This window comes from Cyanobium sp. Lug-B (genome assembly GCF_024345635.1).
Taxonomy (GTDB): Bacteria; Cyanobacteriota; Cyanobacteriia; order PCC-6307; family Cyanobiaceae; genus Cyanobium; species Cyanobium minutissimum.
Map to the genome: position 1 here is coordinate 22,958 of NZ_JAGQBM010000024.1, position 17,132 is coordinate 40,089.

20 protein-coding genes and 1 tRNA gene are annotated in these 17,132 nt (G+C 72.4%); 14 read left to right on the forward strand and 7 right to left on the reverse strand.

What is annotated here, in order from left to right:
• Positions 1-35: 35 nt before the first annotated feature.
• On the forward strand, positions 36-725 hold the full coding sequence (locus KBY81_RS07855; RefSeq protein WP_106222648.1) for a response regulator transcription factor: 690 nt from the start codon (positions 36-38) through the stop codon (positions 723-725).
• Between the two features lie 58 nt (positions 726-783).
• On the opposite strand, the gene KBY81_RS07860 is transcribed toward KBY81_RS07855, so the two are convergent.
• Positions 784-855: transfer RNA gene (locus KBY81_RS07860), tRNA-Lys, on the reverse strand.
• 84 nt (positions 856-939) lie between these two features.
• Here KBY81_RS07860 and KBY81_RS07865 point away from each other — a divergent pair.
• The 7 genes from KBY81_RS07865 to KBY81_RS07895 all read left to right on the forward strand — a co-directional run bounded on the left by KBY81_RS07865 (position 940) and on the right by KBY81_RS07895 (position 6,542).
• On the forward strand, positions 940-1,455 hold the full coding sequence (locus KBY81_RS07865) for a gamma carbonic anhydrase family protein (RefSeq protein WP_254976169.1): 516 nt from the start codon (positions 940-942) through the stop codon (positions 1,453-1,455).
• A gap of 30 nt (positions 1,456-1,485) precedes the next feature.
• Positions 1,486-1,608 carry a photosystem II protein Y gene (locus KBY81_RS07870; RefSeq protein WP_015108528.1) on the forward strand — a complete coding sequence of 41 codons (123 nt, stop codon included), beginning with the start codon at positions 1,486-1,488 and terminating at the stop codon, positions 1,606-1,608.
• Positions 1,608-2,999 (forward strand): FADH(2)-oxidizing methylenetetrahydrofolate--tRNA-(uracil(54)-C(5))-methyltransferase TrmFO, encoded by a 1,392-nt coding sequence (gene trmFO, locus KBY81_RS07875; protein ID WP_106222646.1) that lies wholly within the window; start codon positions 1,608-1,610, stop codon positions 2,997-2,999. Before KBY81_RS07870 ends, trmFO begins: the two co-directional genes overlap by 1 nt.
• A 65-nt stretch (positions 3,000-3,064) precedes the next feature.
• On the forward strand, positions 3,065-4,642 hold the full coding sequence (gene crtH / locus KBY81_RS07880) for a carotenoid isomerase (RefSeq protein ID WP_254976170.1): 1,578 nt from the start codon (positions 3,065-3,067) through the stop codon (positions 4,640-4,642).
• Positions 4,643-4,683: 41 nt separating this feature from the next.
• On the forward strand, positions 4,684-5,625 hold the full coding sequence (locus KBY81_RS07885) for a carbon-nitrogen hydrolase family protein (protein ID WP_254976171.1): 942 nt from the start codon (positions 4,684-4,686) through the stop codon (positions 5,623-5,625).
• A 90-nt stretch (positions 5,626-5,715) separates the two neighbouring features.
• Positions 5,716-5,997, forward strand: coding sequence for a hypothetical protein (locus KBY81_RS07890; protein WP_254976172.1), 282 nt, complete (start codon positions 5,716-5,718; stop codon positions 5,995-5,997).
• Positions 5,994-6,542, forward strand: coding sequence for a hypothetical protein (locus tag KBY81_RS07895; RefSeq protein WP_254976173.1), 549 nt, complete (start codon positions 5,994-5,996; stop codon positions 6,540-6,542). Before KBY81_RS07890 ends, KBY81_RS07895 begins: the two co-directional genes overlap by 4 nt.
• Positions 6,543-6,548: 6 nt before the next feature.
• Here KBY81_RS07895 and KBY81_RS07900 read toward each other — a convergent pair whose 3' ends face one another.
• Positions 6,549-7,340, reverse strand: a complete 792-nt coding sequence (locus KBY81_RS07900) for a response regulator transcription factor (protein ID WP_106222642.1) — start codon at positions 7,338-7,340, stop codon at positions 6,549-6,551.
• Between the two features lie 203 nt (positions 7,341-7,543).
• On the opposite strand from KBY81_RS07900, the gene KBY81_RS07905 reads away from it, so the two are divergent.
• Positions 7,544-7,807, forward strand: a complete 264-nt coding sequence (locus KBY81_RS07905) for a DUF6761 family protein (RefSeq protein WP_015108534.1) — start codon at positions 7,544-7,546, stop codon at positions 7,805-7,807.
• Here the strand turns inward: KBY81_RS07905 and grxD are convergent.
• From grxD to KBY81_RS07925, 4 genes are read right to left on the reverse strand one after another with little or no spacing between them, the layout of a single operon-like run.
• Entirely contained in the window at positions 7,804-8,127 is a 324-nt protein-coding gene (grxD, locus tag KBY81_RS07910) for a Grx4 family monothiol glutaredoxin (RefSeq protein WP_106222641.1), read from the reverse strand. The genes KBY81_RS07905 and grxD overlap by 4 nt on opposite strands.
• A gap of 24 nt (positions 8,128-8,151) precedes the next feature.
• Complete coding sequence (locus KBY81_RS07915; RefSeq protein ID WP_015108536.1) at positions 8,152-8,385, reverse strand: BolA family protein; 234 nt, start codon at positions 8,383-8,385, stop codon at positions 8,152-8,154.
• A gap of 47 nt (positions 8,386-8,432) precedes the next feature.
• A complete protein-coding gene (locus KBY81_RS07920) occupies positions 8,433-9,008 on the reverse strand; it encodes a hypothetical protein (protein WP_106222640.1) in 576 nt (191 codons plus the stop codon).
• A gap of 29 nt (positions 9,009-9,037) precedes the next feature.
• Positions 9,038-9,766 carry a 1-acyl-sn-glycerol-3-phosphate acyltransferase gene (locus KBY81_RS07925; RefSeq protein ID WP_219904444.1) on the reverse strand — a complete coding sequence of 243 codons (729 nt, stop codon included), beginning with the start codon at positions 9,764-9,766 and terminating at the stop codon, positions 9,038-9,040.
• Between the two features lie 143 nt (positions 9,767-9,909).
• On the opposite strand from KBY81_RS07925, the gene KBY81_RS07930 reads away from it, so the two are divergent.
• Together KBY81_RS07930 and KBY81_RS07935 are read left to right on the forward strand one after the other, a co-directional pair.
• A complete protein-coding gene (locus KBY81_RS07930; protein WP_254976174.1) occupies positions 9,910-10,659 on the forward strand; it encodes a pyridoxine 5'-phosphate synthase in 750 nt (249 codons plus the stop codon).
• A 13-nt stretch (positions 10,660-10,672) separates the two neighbouring features.
• Positions 10,673-10,993, forward strand: coding sequence for an MgPME-cyclase complex family protein (locus KBY81_RS07935; protein ID WP_254976175.1), 321 nt, complete (start codon positions 10,673-10,675; stop codon positions 10,991-10,993).
• A gap of 45 nt (positions 10,994-11,038) precedes the next feature.
• Here KBY81_RS07935 and KBY81_RS07940 read toward each other — a convergent pair whose 3' ends face one another.
• Positions 11,039-11,392 carry a hypothetical protein gene (locus KBY81_RS07940; RefSeq protein WP_254973052.1) on the reverse strand — a complete coding sequence of 118 codons (354 nt, stop codon included), beginning with the start codon at positions 11,390-11,392 and terminating at the stop codon, positions 11,039-11,041.
• Positions 11,393-11,513: 121 nt separating this feature from the next.
• Between KBY81_RS07940 and KBY81_RS07945 the strand changes: the two genes are divergently transcribed.
• The 3 genes from KBY81_RS07945 to KBY81_RS07955 all read left to right on the forward strand — a co-directional run.
• The gene (locus tag KBY81_RS07945) at positions 11,514-12,200 is read left to right on the forward strand and encodes a metallophosphoesterase (RefSeq protein ID WP_254976176.1); all 687 of its coding nucleotides are present in this window, start codon (positions 11,514-11,516) and stop codon (positions 12,198-12,200) included.
• Positions 12,201-12,210: 10 nt separating this feature from the next.
• On the forward strand, positions 12,211-15,495 hold the full coding sequence (locus KBY81_RS07950; protein WP_254976177.1) for an exodeoxyribonuclease V subunit gamma: 3,285 nt from the start codon (positions 12,211-12,213) through the stop codon (positions 15,493-15,495).
• Positions 15,492-17,132 (forward strand): exodeoxyribonuclease V subunit beta (locus KBY81_RS07955; protein ID WP_254976178.1); only part of this gene is annotated, 1,641 nt, incomplete at its 3' end. The genes KBY81_RS07950 and KBY81_RS07955, both read left to right, overlap by 4 nt.

A 17,132-nucleotide genomic window follows, 5' to 3' on the forward strand; every position in this document is an offset into this window, starting at 1 on the left:
CGGATGATGAGGGAGACCTGGATGGCCTGGCCACCATGGATCTCACGCCGTTCCTGGGCAGCCTGGAGGGGAACACCTTCGATGCGGTGCTGCTCTCGGTGGCGTCCGGCGGAAAGGTGGCGATCGCCATGAAGGGCCGCTTCCTGCTGCGGGCCCTGTGCGAGAGCATCAGCGACCGCAGCCTGATCGGCTGCGCCATCACCCACGAGCAGGGCTGCCTCGACTACCTGCAGCGGGATCCCTACGACCTGCTGCTCTGCACCGACCACCTGGAGAGCGGCAACGGCTTCGACCTCACCCGCCGGGCCAAGGAGCTCTACCCCGACCTCAAGGTGGTGATGCTGGCCCTCGGGGATGTGATTCCGGCGGAGTACGAGCACGCCCCCTGGCTGGAGGCCGTGGTGGCCGAAGCCGACATCGTTGACGACCAGCGGCCCCTGCAGGCCGCCGTGATCGCCGTGATGGGCCACCACTCCTACCGCAGCCCCTCCCTGCGCTCCGGAAAGCTCCCCTACCTCAGCTGTCCGCGGCTGACGCCGCGGGAGTACGAGGTGCTCGACCTGCTGGCCAGCGGCCTCAGCGACCGTGAGATCGCCCAGAAGCTGGTGGTGAGCGACGCCACGGCCCGCACCTACACCAAGCGCCTGCTCCAGACCCTGGGCGTCAACAACCGCCTGCAGGCCGTGCTCAAGGGGGTCCGCTGCGGGATGGTGCAGCTGGGCTGAAACCGCACCATCGAGGCCGACGGATCGGGCCTTCAATGAAGCTGTTCAGGGAAAGGGATGGGTCGCCTGAGATTCGAACTCAGGACCAGTCGGTTAAAAGCCGAATGCTCTACCGCTGAGCTAGCGACCCGTCGCTGGGGAAGCTATCACCCGGCGGTGACCCTCTCCAAGCCCACCGGCCGCCGCACTCTGCCCCCCATCGAGGCCACGCCCCATGCCCAGCCCTGACCCCTGGCCCAGCCGCTGGGACGCCCCCCGCATCCACGCCGCCGCCTGGGTGGCCCCGTCGGCGGTGGTGATCGGCGATGTGGAGCTGGCGGCGGGGGCCAGCCTCTGGCCCACCGCCGTGGCCCGGGGGGATGTCTGCGCCATCCGGGTGGGGGAAGGCAGCAACGTGCAGGACGGCGCCGTGCTGCACGGGGACCCGGGCCAGCCCGTGACCATCGGCAACGATGTGACCATCGGCCACCGGGCCGTCATCCATGGCGCCACGCTGGAGGACGGCTGCCTGATCGGCATCGGTGCCATCGTGCTCAACGGCGTCACGGTGGGGGCCGGGGCCCTGGTGGCGGCCGGCTCGGTGGTCACCCGCGACGTGCCCGCCGGCGCCCTGGTGATGGGGGCTCCGGCGGTGGTGAAACGCCAGCTCGACCCGGCCGCGATCGAAGCCCAGCGCCAGCACGCGGATCGTTATCGCCAGCTGGCGGAGGTTCACGCTGGACTCCGTTAGGATCCCGCCATCGTTTTTCCCTCCCCCGCCATGGACCTCCGGCTGCTGCTCGTCGCTGCTCCGATCCTCCTGGCCGTGGGTTGGGCCGCCTTCAACATCGGCCGCGCCGCCGTGGGTCAGCTGCAACTGATGCTCAAGCGCGCCCGCGCCTGATGGTTGTTGTCATCGGTGCCGGTCTGGCCGGCACCGAAGCCGCCTGGCAGATCGCCGAGGCCGGGATTCCGGTGCGGCTGGTGGAGATGCGGCCCGTGCGCCCCTCCCCGGCCCACCACAGCGGCGATTTCGCCGAGCTGGTCTGCAGCAACAGCTTCGGCTCCCTCTCCCCGGATCGGGCCGCCGGCCTGCTGCAGGAGGAGTTGCGGCGCCTGGGATCGCTGGTGATCCGCACCGCCGACGTCCATGCGGTGCCCGCCGGCGGCGCCCTGGCCGTCGATCGGGGCCGCTACAGCGCCGCCCTCACGGCCGCCGTCGAGGCCCATCCCCTGGTGACGGTGGAGCGCCGCGAGCAGCTGGCGCTGCCCGACCCGGAGGAGATCGCCGTGCTGGCCACCGGGCCCCTCACTGGCGCCGCCCTGGCCGACGACCTGCTGCGCTTCACCGGCCGGGAGTCCTGCCACTTCTTCGATGCCGCCAGCCCGATCGTGGAGGGGGAGGGCATCGACCTGTCGGTGGCCTTCCGGGCCAGCCGCTACGACAAAGGCGACGCCGACTACATCAACTGCCCCATGGACCGGGAGCAGTACCTCGCCTTCCGCACGGCCCTGCTGGAGGCCGAGAAGGCGGAGCTGAAGGATTTCGAGCAGGAGAGTGCCACCTTCTTCGAAGGCTGCCTGCCGATCGAAGAGCTGGCCCGCCGCGGCGAGGACACCATGCGCTACGGCCCGCTCAAGCCGATCGGCCTCTGGGATCCCCGCTGGGGCGACCTGCACGACCGCGACGTGCGCCGCGCCAAACGGGCCCATGCGGTGGTGCAGCTGCGCCAGGAGGACAAGGACGGCCAGCTCTGGAACCTCGTCGGCTTCCAGACCAACCTGAAATGGGGCGAGCAACAGCGCGTGCTGCGCATGATCCCCGGTCTGGAGAACGCCTCCTTCGTGCGCTTCGGGGTGATGCACCGCAACACCTTTCTGGAGTCCCCCGAGCTGCTGCAGCCCACCCTGCAGTTCCGCCAGCGGCCCACCCTGCTGGCTGCCGGGCAGATCACCGGCACCGAGGGCTACGCCGCCGCGGTGGCGGGCGGCTGGCTGGCCGGCACCAACGCCGTCCGGCTGGTGCGGGGCCTGCCGCCCCTGAGCCTGCCGCCCACCACCATGGCCGGGGCCCTGCTGGCCTTCATCAGTGAGGTGGAGCGCAGCCACGGCGCCCGCAAGGGGGGCTTCCAGCCCATGCCCCCCAGCTTCGGCCTGATGCCGGAGCTGCCGGAGCGCATCCGCGACAAACGCCGCCGCTACGGGGCCTACCGCGATCGGGCCCTGGCGGACCTGGCCGCCTGGGACGCACAACGCCAGGCCGCAACTTCCGCCGTGGCGATGGCCGCCGGCTGAGCCGGCCCGCCCGCCGGAGCCGGGCCGCTTCCTAGGGTCGGGCCGCTCCCGTTCGCCTGGTTCCGGTGACCGTCACCGTCCCTTTTTCCGCCGCCGCCCCCCTCACCGCGGCCGATGGCCGCCCCTGGGACGTCGTCGTGATCGGCTCGGGGATCGGCGGACTGGTCACCGCCAGCCAGCTGGCGGCCAAGGGGGCGCAGGTCTTGGTGCTGGAGCGTTACCTGATCCCCGGCGGCAGCGGCGGCAGCTTCCGGCGCGAGGGCTACACCTTCGACGTCGGCGCCTCGATGATCTTCGGCTTCGGCACCCAGGGCCACACCAACCTGCTCACCCGCGCCCTGGCCGACGTGGGGGAGCACTGCGAGACGATCCCCGACCCCGCCCAGCTGGCCTACCACCTGCCCGGCGGGCTGTCGGTGGCGGTCGACCGCGACTACGAGCGTTTCATCGCTGATCTCACCGCCCTGTTCCCCCATGAGGCCAAGGGGATCCGCGCCTTCTACGACACCTGCTGGCAGGTGTTCCGCTGCCTCGATGCGATGCCGCTGCTGTCGCTGGAGGACCCCGCCTACCTGGCCAAGGTGTTCTTCCGCGCGCCCCTGGCCTGCCTGGGGCTGGCCCGCTGGCTGCCGGTGAACGTGGGCGCCGTGGCCCGTGCCCACATCAGCGATCCGGCCCTGCTCAAGTTCATCGACATGGAGTGCTTCTGCTGGTCGGTGATGCCCGCCGATCGCACGCCGATGATCAACGCCGGCATGGTGTTCTCCGATCGCCACGCCGGCGGCATCAACTACCCGAAAGGCGGCGTCGGCGTGATCGCCGAGAAGCTGGTGGCGGGCCTGCGCCGCCACGGCGGCACGATTCACTACCGCTCGCGGGTGGTGAAGGTGCTGCTGGAGGGCGAGGGACCCCAGACCCGCGCCGTGGGGGTGCGGCTGGCCAGTGGCGAGGAGATCCGCGCCCGCCGGGTGGTGAGCAACGCGACCCGCTGGGACACCTTCGGCTCCCTGGTGGACGAGGCCCACACGCCGGCGGCCGAGCAGACCTGGCGGCGGCGCTACCGGCCCTCCTCCTCCTTCCTTTCCCTGCACCTGGGGGTGCGGGCCGAAGCGATCCCCCCCGGCAGCCATGTCCACCACCTGCTGCTGGAGCGCTGGGAGGACATGGAGGCCGAGCAGGGGGTGATCTTCGTCTCGATCCCGACGCTGCTCGATCCCTCCCTGGCCCCGGCCGGCCACCACATCGTGCACACCTTCACCCCCTCGGAGATGGCCCCCTGGCAGGGGCTGGCGCCGGGGGCCTACCGGGCCGCCAAGGAGGCCGCCGCCACCCGGCTGATCCGCCGCCTGGAGGCGATCCTGCCGGGCCTGGAGGGGGCGATCACCCACCGGGAGATCGGCACCCCGCGCAGCCACCGCCGCTTCCTGGGCCGCCACGGCGGCAGCTACGGGCCGGTGCCGGCCCTGCGGCTGCCCGGCCTCCTGCCGATGCCCTTCAACCGCACCGCCATCCCCGACCTTTACTGCGTCGGGGATTCCTGTTTCCCCGGCCAGGGCCTGAACGCGGTGGCCTTCAGCGGCTTCGCCTGCGCCCACCGCATCGGCGCCGACCTGGGCCTCAACCCCTGGAACCTGCCGGCCTGAAGCGGCCGGAGCCCATCAACTCTTCCGCTGCCGCGCACCCCATGCCCATGGTTCCCGACCATCGCCTGCACTGCGTCGTGAGGCCGCAGCCACCGGCCGCCGGCGAGGGCCTGCGGCTGGGGATCTGGCAGGGCAGCGGCAGCGCCGGCACCCCCGAGGCCGTCCAAGAGAACCTGGAGCGCCTGGAGCGGGTCTGTGAGCTGGCGGCGGGGCAGGGGGTGCAGCTGCTGGCCTTCCCCGAGCTGTATCTGAGCGGCTACATCGTCACGCCCGCCATCGCGCGGCAGCTGGCCGAGCCGGTGGAGGGCCCCAGCCTGGGGCGGGTGGCGGCCGCCGCGCGCCGCCACGGTCTGGCGGTGGCCTGTCCCTACCCCGAACGGGCCACCGTGGCCGGCGAGGAGCGCTTCTACGACGCCATTGCCCTGTTCGACCGGGACGGCAGCCTGCTGCGCAACTACCGCAAGACCCACCTCTGGGGGCCGGACGAGAAACGCTGCTGGACGGCCGGCTACCGTCACACCGAGGAAGGGGCGGCGTTCACGGTCCAGCCGGTGAACGGGATGGGAGTGGGCCTGCTCAACTGCTATGAGGCCGAGTTCCCCGAGCTCACCCGGCGGCTGGCCCTGGAGGGGGCGCAGCTGGTGCTGATCCCCACCGCCGCCGATGCCTGGGCCGAGCTGAGCACCGGCGAGCGCACCGACCGGCCCTACCCGGATGTGTCCCGCACCCTGATCCCCGCCCACGCCTTCCAGAACGGCTGCTTCGTGGCCTACGCCAACCGCTGTGGCGAGGAAACGGTGAACGGCCGGGTGATGGCGGCGTACCTGGGCAACAGTGTCATCTGCGGCCCCCATGGCGATGTCCTGGCGGCCGCACGGCCGGAGCCGACGCTGCTGATCGCCGACTGCCGGCCCGGCGAGTACGGGCCCACCCATCCCGCCGCCACCCGCTACCACGAGGATCTCCGGCCCGATCTCTACTGACCGGCGGCCCAGCCACCAGCCGCGACCCGGGCGGCCGGCCACGCCGGAGCAGGGGCGGCCGTAAAATGTGTAAACATTTATTGCGCATCCATGGCGGCTCCGATTCCCAGCTCCTCCGACCTGGCGCGCTACCTGGAGGCCCGCGGTGAGATGGGCAAACCCTGGGTGTGGCACCTGCTGCGGCTCAGCAAGCTCAAGGAGGCCAAAGACACCATGGAGCCCAACGAGTACGTCGAACGGCTCGGGGAGGCCCACGCCGACCTGATGCGGCTGGGCGAGTTCTGGAAAGGGCGGGAGGCGGAGGTGTTCGGGGGCCGCTACCAGCCCTCGGAGGTGATCGAGCCCCTGCCCGGTTCCGCCGACGACCGATGAGCCCCACCCCGACGGCCCAGCGCTACCCGATGGCGCCGCTGATCCGCTTCACCCTGCTCGCCCTTTACCTGGCCCTCGTCCTGCCCCTGCCGGTGCTGGCGCCGCCATCCCTGCGCCTGCCCCTGCTGCTGGCCGGAATCGCCGGCCTGCTGCTGGTGGTCGCCATCACCAGTGAGCGGGTCGAGCTGGACGAGCGCCAGCTGCGGGTGGGCCATCCCCCCTGGTGCTCCTGGCTGCTGCGCCGTGGCTGGCAGCTGCCCTGGGATCGCATCACCGCCCTCACCCCGGTCACCACCAGCCAGGGCGGAAGGGTGTACTACGTGCGCACGGCCAGCTCCGAGGGGGAACGCAGTGGCGCCGCCTGGCTGCTGCCCCAACGGGTGGCCCGTTTCGAGGACTTTCTGGAGCGCTTCAGCGCCGCCACCGGCATCGCCACCGAGGGCATCGGTCGGATCAGCCCACCCTGGACCTACCGGCTGCTGGCCCTGCTGTGTGGGCTCCTGCTTGCGGGGGAAGCGGCGGCCCTGATTCTGCGGCCGGCCTGAACGTCCCTAGTTGAGGCGGGAGGCGCTGCTTGGGGACGACACCAGCAGACCCGAGCCGGCGGCGCCGGCAGCCTCCTCGCTGAACTCCGGCAGGGTGTCGAGACTGAAGCGGTAACCCTGCTGCCGCATCGTTTCGATGGCGCCGCCCTCCCCCAGTCCGGCCTGTTCGAGCTTGCGGCGCAGGGTCAGCACCTGGGTGTCGACCGAGCGGGGGCCGCCACTGAAGGGGGGCCAGGCCATGCGCAGGAGTTCCTGGCGGCTGCGGACCACCCCCGGCGGCATCAGCAGGGCGCAGAGCAGGGCAAACTCCCGCGGGCTGAGCTCCACCGGCTGGTCCCGCAGGGTGACCTGACGCAGCAGCAGGTGCACTTCCAGGGGGCCCACACAGACCCGTTCCTGGAGACCGCTGCCGCTGCGGCGCAGCAGGGTGCGGCAGCGGGCCGCCAGCTCTTCAAGCCCGAAGGGCTTGCGCAGCACGTCGTCGGCGCCGGCATCGAGCAGGGCCACCACGGGTTCCGAACCGGAGCGGGCCGTGAGCACCATCACCTGGCAGTGCAGCTGGGCGGCGAGGCGCAGGGCCGAGGTCTCCTCGAGCAGCTCGGCGCTCACCAGCAGATCGGGGGACTGCTCCTGGCAGATCTCCAGGGCTTCGCGGGCCGTGGCGACGGCGGCGGCCAGATGCCCATCCTGGCGCAGACGCTGGGCAAGAACCGTGCGGAGGGTCGCGTGGGGGTCGACCACGAGGACGCGGCGAGGTGTTCCTCCTGGGTCAGTCAGCTTGTCCTGGGCCACGGGCATCTCCTCGGCATCACGATGAAATCAGAAGCGGAAGTGCCGACAGCCGATTGAGTGTGCCAACGCTAACTGGAAATGTGCGGGGACGCCGGTGACGGGCGATGCCTTGTCAACTGTCCGCCCCCGGATGACGGTCCCGGCACGGCAGGATGGTGCCATCTGCCGGCTCTCGCCGCCACCATGACCCCAGGGGCCCGACCCCAGCCATGACAGCACTCCAACACCCCGACGCGATCCGCCACTTCCAGTCCCTGTGTGATGCCTGCCAGGCCCTGTCCGACCGTCACCACGGGCCCTCCGAGCTGCGGCTGTACGCGGACGGCTACCTCCATGCCCTGCGTCGCACGGCCGTGCTGGATCACCACTCCCAGCGCCGGCTGGAGGAACTGATCGACCGCTGGATCCAGGACCCCTCCAGCTTCCTGGGGCCCGACGGCCAGCCCCGCCTGCTGATGGAGCGGAGCCGTTAGGAGGCCAGGGCCACTTCCAGCTTCTCGCGCAGCTCGCCGCTGTTGTACATCTCAATGAGGATGTCGGAGCCACCGAGGAACTCCCCTTTCACATACACCTGGGGAATGGTGGGCCAGTCGGAGAACTCCTTGATCCCCTGGCGGATCTCCATGTCGGAGAGGACGTCGAAGGTCTCGAAAGGCACACCCAGCGACTGCAGGATCTGGACGACGTTGTTAGAGAATCCACACTGAGGCATCAGTTTGTTGCCCTTCATGAAGACCATCACCGGGCTGGCGCTGATCAGGGCGTCGATGCGTTGACGGGTGCTGGCATCCATGGTCGGAATCGCGGAGGGGGAACGTCAGGAAGGAAGGGAGGTCTGCAGGGCCAGGGCATGGATCGCCTCGCTGGCCAGCTCGCTGCGCAGGGCGCCGTAGACGAGCTGGTGCTGGCGCACCCGGTTGAGGCCGGCGAAGGCACCGGACACCACCTTCACCTGCAGGTGGTCACCGCCCCCGGTGAGATCCTCCACCTCAACGGCGGCATCGGGGAGCGCGCGCAGGATCGCGTCCTTGACCTGCTCCGGTTGCACCATGGCGGCGGGGATCGGGGAGATGACGGAAGGCTGGAATCTAAGGACGATCACCCACCGGCGGTCGATCCCGGGGCGTTGTACGGGGTGATCACGAAGCCCAGCTCCACCAGCTGCTGGTAGGCCTTGCGGCCAGCCTCGTTGGTGGGAGTCATGATCTTCACCACCTCGACCAGCAGGGGGATGGCCACCTCGGGCTGGTTCTGGCGGCGGAACAGGGCCGCCAGCCGCAGGTTGGACTCGGCCAGCAGGGTCAGGGCCTCCCGGCCCTTGTCGTCCATCTCCCGGGGGATGCGGGCATCGAGACCCCGGAAGGAGCCGCTCAGGTCGCGGTAGAAGCCGAGCAGGCGGCGGCTGGCATCGCGGGCCAGGTCGTAGAGGCGGCGGCCCTCGGCCAGGTTGCCGCTGGCCACCGCCGCATCGCCCCGCGACAGGAGGGTCTTGACCGCAGAAAGGTTGAGATCGGTGCCGGCGGGCTGGACCGTCTGGGGAGCGGCCTGGGCCCGGGCGGGCGGCGGCAGGAGCGGCTGGGCCAGGGCCAGCAGGGCCAGGCAGCTGCCGCAGACCCCGGCGAGGCCCGATGGCCGGGCGGATCGGAGGACAGAAACGGCGGAAGGCCTGATCACGTCGACGCCTGACGGGTAACGGCCGAACTTTACGGGGAGCCGATCGGGCGACCCACCACGAGGCGGGCCGCTTGCTCGGCCGACTCCATGGCGGCGGCGAGCTCGGCGCTGAAGTCCAGGGCCGCCTGGCGTCCCTGGCCCGCCGCCCGCAGGGGGCGGCCGAAACAGACGGCGGCCTGGTCACCGGGGCGGGGATCGGCGTGGCCATAGGCGAGGCCCACCGGGACCACCGGCACGTCCACGCCCTGACTGGCGGCCAGCAGGGCCAGTCGGGCCAGCCCCTGGTGCAGACGGATCGGACCGTCCTCGCGCCGGATGCGGCCCTCGGGGAACACCACCAGCTGCTGACCACAGGCCAGCAGCTCCACCGAGAACCGCAGGCTGGCCAGGGTGGGGCGTCCCTGGTTCACCGGGAAGCAGCCGAGGCGGTGCAGGAACCATCCCTGCAGCCCCTTCATCTCATCGGCCGTGACCATGAAGCGGCAGTCCCGGCCCGTGACCCGGCGGCCCGCCGCCCAGGGGAGCATCAGCGCGTCCCAGCGGGCCCGGTGGGTGGGGGCCAGCAGCACCGCACCGTCGCGGGGCAGGTGCTCGCGATCGAGCACCGTCAGCTCGCCGAAATAGCCCCGCAGCGCCAGGTCGATGGTGACCACCATCGCCACGGGGGACAGCCAGGGGCTGATGCCGTTGCAGAGGGAACGCTCCCGCTGGCTGACCAGCGGAGAGAGGCCTGGTCCGGAGGGCGTCTGCGCCGCCAACACTCTCGATCCGGCAGAACGTCGATGTCGAAGCTAGGGGCTGGATCCCCCCCTTGCCGGACCGCAGCGGGCAGTTGGGCCTGCGGCCGCACCCCCGGCGACCGATACGGTGCGATCAGGATCGCTTCAGCCACCCGCCGCCCATGGCCAGCCTCGGGGTCAACATCGACCACATCGCCAACGTGCGGCAGGCCCGCCGCACCGTGGAGCCCGACCCGGTGCGCTGCGCCCTGCTGGCCGAGCTGGGCGGCGCCGACGGCATCACCGTGCACCTGCGGGAGGATCGGCGCCACATCCAGGACCGGGACGTGGAGCTGCTGCGGGCCACCGTCCGCACCCGGCTGAACCTGGAGATGGCGGCCACCGCGGAGATGGAGGCGATCGCCCTGCGGGTCCGGCCCGACATGGTGACCCTGGTGCCGGAACGCCGCGAGGAGGTGACCACCGAAGGGGGCCTGGACGTGGCCGGCCAGGTGGAGAGCCTCGCGCCCCTGACGGGGCGACTGATGGAGGCGGGCATCGGCGTCAGCCTGTTCGTCGACCCCGACGACGCCCAGCTGGAGGCCTGCCGCCAGTGCGGCGCCCGCTGGGTGGAACTGCACACCGGCGCCTATGCGGAAGCCGCCTGGGGGGAGCAGCCGATCCAGCTGGCCCGGATCACCGAAGCCACCGCCATCGCCCGGGGCCTCGGCCTGCGGGTCAACGCCGGCCATGGCCTCACTTATCACAACGTTGAGCCGATCGCCGCGATCGAGGGGATGGAGGAACTGAACATCGGCCACACGATCGTGGCCCGCGCCCTGGTGGTGGGCCTCCAGGAGGCGGTGCGCCAGATGCGGGCGCTGGTGCAGAATCCCCGCCGCGACCCGCTGTTCGGCGACCGCCAGCCCTGAGGCCCCTCCCGCCATGACCCGCTACCACTTCGTCGCCGCCAGCCGCGCCTTCCTGCTCGAGGAGGAACCCCTGGAGGAGGTGCTGCGCGAGCGCCAGCGCAACTACGCCGAAAAGGACAAGGCCATCGATTTCTGGCTCCTGGAGCGTCCCGCCTTCCTGGAGGCCCCCGAGCTGGCGGCCACCGTGGCCGCCGTTCCGCGGCCGGCGGCGGCGGTGGTGTCCACCGACGAGAAGTTCATCACCTTCATGAAGCTGCGCCTGGAGTTCGTGGCCGTGGGCAGCTTCGAGGCCCCCAGCGCCACGATCCCCGACCCCCTGGCCACCCTCAACTGACCCGGAGCGAGGGGCTGGACGGGGCGCCTGCCGGTCCGGCCCCGCTCAGAACAGGCCCAGGAACCGCCGCCGGGGCTCGTCGGGACCCTCGTCCTGGCCCGATCCGGCGGGGCGCGGTCTGCCCTGGCCGCCGTCCTGCTGGTAGCGCGGCTTGCTGTCGCCGATGGTGAGGGGGGCTTCCTTGTTCTTCCACCAGATCCAGTCCCGGATCGGCGGGGTGTTCTGCAGTTCCCAGCGGGTCAGACCCAGCCCCAGCCGCGACGAGGCATCGAGCAGCACATCCAGCATCTGCTCACCGTCACTGCAGCGGGCCAGGGCCTCGTTGGTGCGCTTCGCCCCGTCGAGGGCCTTCACCAGGGCGTTGACGCGCTGCGTGACCGGCAGATCCTTCAGGTCCATCGCCCGTTGCCTCCAGGGTGCACCGAGGGCGCACCGTATCAGCGCTGGAGGCCCGCCGGCGCCGGCGGGGGTGACAGAAGCCCACTCCAGAGGCAAGACTTGGGGGGAAGCTTCCCTCTTGATGACGTTCCCGGACCGGCGTCCACCCCATCACCAGCCACCCCGCCACTGGGTCATCGGTGATGTGCATGGATGTGCGGAAGCTCTGCAGCGCCTTCTCGTCCAGTTGCCGGCGGGCGATCGCCTGGTGTTCTGCGGCGACGTGATCAACCGCGGCTCCCGCATCGAGGAGGCCATGGACCTCGTCTGGGACCTGGTGCGTCGCCAGCGGGCGGTGTGGCTCAAAGGCAACCACGAGCGGGATCTGGTGCGTCAGCTCGACACGGGCCTGGCCTCCGGCCGGCCGGACCTGAACGGCAACGACACCTACCGCCAGCTGGGGGAGGCCCGCTGCCGCCTCTGGCGCGACCGCCTCGACCAGCTGCCCCTCGCCTACTGGGGTCAGGGCTGGGTGGCCACCCATGCCGGCTTCGATCCCCGCACCTGGCAGCCCGACCTCAACGTGAGGCTGGCCTTCTGGCAGGCCTACGACGACCGCTTCGGCGAGGTGATCGTCGGCCACACGCCCGGCCCCGGCCTGCGGCGCGTCGGCTCGATCGTCCTGCTCGACACCGGCGCCTGCTACGGCGGTGATCTCACCGCCTACTGCCCGGAAACACGGCAGACGCGGCAGGTCAGCAACCCGGCGGCGGCGGACCGCCCGATGGCGGCCCCAACCTCCGGCTCGGCGATGAGCCGGGCCCTCTGAGCCCACCCCTTTGCTGACGGTCTTTCGCAGCAACCGGGCCGAGTTCCTGGCCCGCCTGCTGGCCACTCAGCTCCGCCTGACCCCTCCCGACCCGTTCGAGCAGGTCCAGGTGGTGGTCAACACCTGGCCCACCAGCCGCTGGCTCGGTGAGCAGCTGGCCGAGCACCTCGGCGGCATCGCCGCCAACCTGCGCTTTCCCTTCCCCGGCAGCCACCTGCGCCAGCTGGTCGATCAGCTGCTGGCCCCCGTCGGAGAGGTCCCCACGGCGGGGGTCGTCGATCCCTGGCGTGCCGACCGGCTCGTCTGGCCCCTGCTCGACCTGCTGCCGGCGGTCGCCGCCGCGCCGGAGGGGGAGCCGCTGCGCCGCTGGCTCGCGGACAGGGGGGCGGGACCGCGGCTGGAACTGGGCCACTGGCAGCTGGGGCGGGCCATCGCCGATGCCTTCGACGACTACGCCCTCTACCGGCCCGAGCTGTTGCAGGCCTGGGAGAGTGGGCAGGCGATCGATGGCCGCGGCCGGCCCCTGCCCGACAGCCAGTGCTGGCAGCCCCTGCTGTATCGCACCCTGCGGGCGGAGCTGGGCGCCGAACCGTTCGGGCGCCGGGTGCAGACGCTGATCGACCGACTGCGGCGCGGCAGCCCTCCCCCGGCAGCGGCCGGCGGCGGCACCCTGCGCCTCTTCGGCCTGAGCAGCATGGCCCCGATCCAGGTGCAGCTCCTGCAGGCCCTCAGCCGGCACCGGCCGGTGGACCTCTACCTGCTGACGCCCTGCCGCAATCTCTGGCAGCGCTGCGGCGAGCGCCGCCGGGAGCTCAGCGACGCCCTGGCCCTGAGCCAGCCCCTCGACGCCGCCTGGCTGCTGGAGGCCCCGGGCCTGGAGGCCCGCTTCGGCCGCCTGGGGGGGGAATTCCAGCAGCTGCTGGAGGGCACCGGCGAGGCCCAGCTGGGGGAGGAGCAGGAGCGCGACCTGTTCTTCTCGCCCGCCGCCGGCACCACCCGGCCCCCCCTGCTGGCCCAGCTGCAGGAGCAACTGGCCGATGCCGAGCGGATGCCGGCACTGGCCCTGGATCCGGAGGACCACTCCCTGGAGTTCCACGCCTGTCCCGGCCGGCTGCGCCAGGTGCAGATCGTGCGCGACCGTCTCCTGCAGCTCCTGGCGGCCGACCCCACCCTCGAACCGCGGGACATCCTGGTGATGACGCCCGACATCGACGGATTCGCCCCCCTGGTGGCCTCGGTGTTCGGCGATGCCCATGCCACGGAGGTGGAACTCCCCTGGCGCCTGACCGACCGCAGCCAGCAGGACGGGGCGGGGCTGGGCAGCACCCTGCTGCAGCTCCTGGAGCTGGCCGGCACCCGGCTGACCGCCACCGGCCTGGAGACCCTGCTGGGCAGCCGGCCCCTGCTGGAGCGGTTCGGCCTCGAGCTGGGCGAGGCGGCCCGCCTGGTGGAGGCCCTGCAGGAGGCGGGCTTCCGCTGGGGCCTGGACGGCGAGGAGAAGGACCCGCCCTGCCACAGCCTGGCCTGGACGATCGATCGGCTGTTGCTGGGTCTGGTGCTGCCCGCCGACGCGGGCCTGGCGCCCGGGGAGACCGCCCCCTGGGAGGCGGGGGTGCCCATGGAGCTGACCGGGCGCTGGCTGCACCTGCTGGGGCGGCTGCGCCACTGGCTGGCGGAGCTGCGCCGGGGCGGCACGGTGAGCGTCTGGGCGGAGCGGCTGCGGCGGCTGATCGATGACCTCTTCGGGGACACGGGCGACATCGCCGGTGAGCGGAGCGAGCTGATGGGGGCCATCGACGCCTGGCAGACGGCCGCCGAGGCCTGCGCCCTGTCGCTGGAGGCCCCGGTGGTGGCGGCCGCGCTGCAGGAGCTGCTCGGGGCCGAGAGCGGCCGCTTCGGCCACCGCAGCGGCGCCCTGACCATCAGTGCCCTGGAACCGATGCGGGCGATCCCCTACCGGGTGATCGTGCTCATGGGGCTGGACGCGGGGCAGTTTCCCCGGGCGGGCGACCGTCCCGCCTTCCATCTGATGGAGGGGCAGCGACAGCTCGGCGATCCCCACCCCGCCGACCAGGACCGCTACGTGCTGATGGAGGCCCTGCTCTCCGCCCGGGACCACCTGCTGCTCAGCTGGAGCTGCCGCGACGACCGGAGCGGCGCCGACCTGCCCCCGTCCGGGCCGGTGCGCCAGTGGCTGCAGTGGCTGGCCGGCCAGCTGGATCCGGAAGCCATGGGGCAACTGCTGGTGGAGCACGCCGCCAACCCCCTCGACCGGCGCAACTTCCTGCCCGCAGGCGGGCGGGAGGCGCCCAGCTGTGACCGGCGGCTGCTGGAGGCGGTGCGCCGCCTGGCCGGCGATCGGCCGGTGCCGCCCGCGGCGCTCCTGGCCGGGGCGACCCCCCAGGAGGCGCCTCCCGCCGGCGGGAGCGACGCCTACACCGACCTGCGGGACTGGCTGGTGGCCCCCCAGAAGCACTGGCTGCGGTCCCTGGGCCTGCGGCCCGGGGAGTGGGAGAAGCGGGTCGACGACCTCGAGGCCCTGACCCTCGGGGAGCGGGAGCGCTCCTCCCTGCTGCGGGGGACGCTGGAGCGCAGCGATGCGGAGCCCGGCGGAGAGGCCCCCCGGTCGGCCGCCGACTGGCTCGACCGGCACCGGGGTCAGGGCCTGCTGCCGCCCGGGGCGGCGGGCGCGATGGAGGCGGAGCTCCTGCAGCGCCGCTGGACGGGCCTGGTGAACGCCCTGGAGGGCCTCGGCCCCCCCCGACGCCGCAGCCACCACTGGGGTGCCTGGCAGGCGGCGATCCCCTGGCGGGGCGAGGCCGTTGTGCTGGCGCACACGGCCCAGGCCCGGGTCAGCCACCGGCTGGAGCTCTGGCTGCAGCTGCTGCTCGCCAGCGCCGCCGGTCCCCGCCCGAGCCGGGGGGTGCTGATCGCCCGGGACGGCGATGGCTATCTGCCAGTGCTCGAGCTCATGGCACCGGAGCAGGAGGCGGCACGGGACGAGCTCGACCGTCTGGCGGGCCTGCAGCGGCAGTGGCGCTCCCGGGGCTGGCCGGTGCCGCCGGAGACGGGCTGGAGCCACGTGGCAGGCGAGCGCAAGAAACCTGGCCAGGGACGGGCCCGGGCCGCCGGCACCTGGGAAGGCTCCGGCTTCCACGCCGGCGAGCGCGATCGGGCCGAGATGGAGGCCTGTTTCGGCGCCGGCCTGGCGGCGGACGATCTGCTGACGCCGGAGCTCCTGGCCCTGGCCAGCGAGCTCTTCTCCCCCCTGCTGGCGGCGGAGGTGGAGCGATGACGCCTGCCGCCGGCGACGGCCCCGCCGAGCCCGGGCCCTTTGAAGCCAACGGCGTCAGCCTCGCTGACGGCGTCGTGCTGCTGGAGGCCAGCGCCGGCACCGGCAAGACCTTCGCCCTGGCCCATCTGGTGCTGCGGCTTCTGGTGGAGAAGCGCATCGGCCTGCGCGAGCTGTTGGTGGTGACGTACACCAACGCCTCGGCGGCGGAACTGCGGGATCGCATCGGCCGACGGCTCCAGGAGGCCCTCACCGGCCTCCAGGCCCCCGACGGCTGGGCGGTACCCGATCCCGTGCTGGTGGAATGGCTGGCGCGCCAGCCGGCCGAGCCCGCCGCCCGCGCCGCGGTGCAGGGGTTGCTGCTGCTGGCCCTCGAGGAACTCGACGCCGCCGACATCACCACCATCCACGGCTTCTGCCAGCGCACCCTGCGGCGCCACGCCATGGAAGCCGCCCGCCCCCCCGAGCTGACGCTGGAGGCCGACGCCGCCGACCTGGTGCGCCAGGTCGCCCACGACTACTGGCAGCAGCAGGTGCTGGCCCTGCCCCTGCACCTGGTGGAGGGGCTGGCGGAGGCCATCGACCTGGGGGACCTGGAGCGGCTGCTGGGCCAGCTGGATGGCGACCCCGGCCTGGCCCTCGATCCCCTGCCGGCGGGTCTGGGGCTGGAGCGCCCGCTGGCCGAGCAGCTGGAGGCCCTCTGGGAGGCCCCCTGGGCGCGGTTCCGGCAGGCCTGGTCGGACGGGGGCCGGGACCTGGAGCAGGCCTTCCGCGCCGCCGCCGCCCAATGGCGGGCCGCCGGTGCCAGCGCCACCACGCCCTATGCCGTCAAACCCAGAAGCGATCGCAGCGAGGTGGTCGACGCCTGGCTCACCCAGCAGCCGGAGGGGGGCAGCTATGCCGCCCTGATGGCCCAGAAGGAACTGGGGTCGTACTTCCACCCCGACCCCTTCTGCAAGGCCGCCCGCAAGGCGGAGGGTCCGGAGCGGCCGATCCGGCTGCCCGGCCACGGGCTCCTGGAGGCGGTGGCCTCCGTGCGCGAGGGCCCGGCGGAGACGGTGCTGCTGCATGGCTGCCACTGGGGGCGGGCGGAGCTGGCCCGGAGGCGGTCCCGCAGCGGCAGCATCGGCTTCGCCCAGCTGCTGGAGGGGCTCGACCCCGGCCCGGAGGCCACGGCCCCCACCCCCCTGCTGCGGGCCGTGGGTGAGCGCTACAGGGCCGCCCTGATCGATGAATTCCAGGACACGGACCCGGTCCAGTGGCGGATCCTGCGGCTGGCCTTCCCCGGCGATGCCCACCTGCTGGTCATGGTGGGGGATCCGAAGCAGGCCATCTACCGCTTCCGCGGCGGCGACCTGGACACCTACCGGCTGGCCCGCCGCAGCGCGGCGCGCGTGCTGGCGCTGCAGGAGAACCGCCGCTCGACTCCGGCGCTGATCGGGAGCCTGAACGGCCTGATGGCGCCGTCGGGCCTGCCCCGCTCCGGCCTGCCGGTGCCGGCGGTGCTGGCCCGTTCGCGGCGAAGCGGGCCCGACGACATGGCGCCGGTGCGCCTGCTCTGGCTGGGGGGCAGGCGGGCGGCGGGCGAGGCCCTTCCCAGCCGGAGGGCCCTGGAGGCCCGGCTGCCCGCTCTCGTGGCC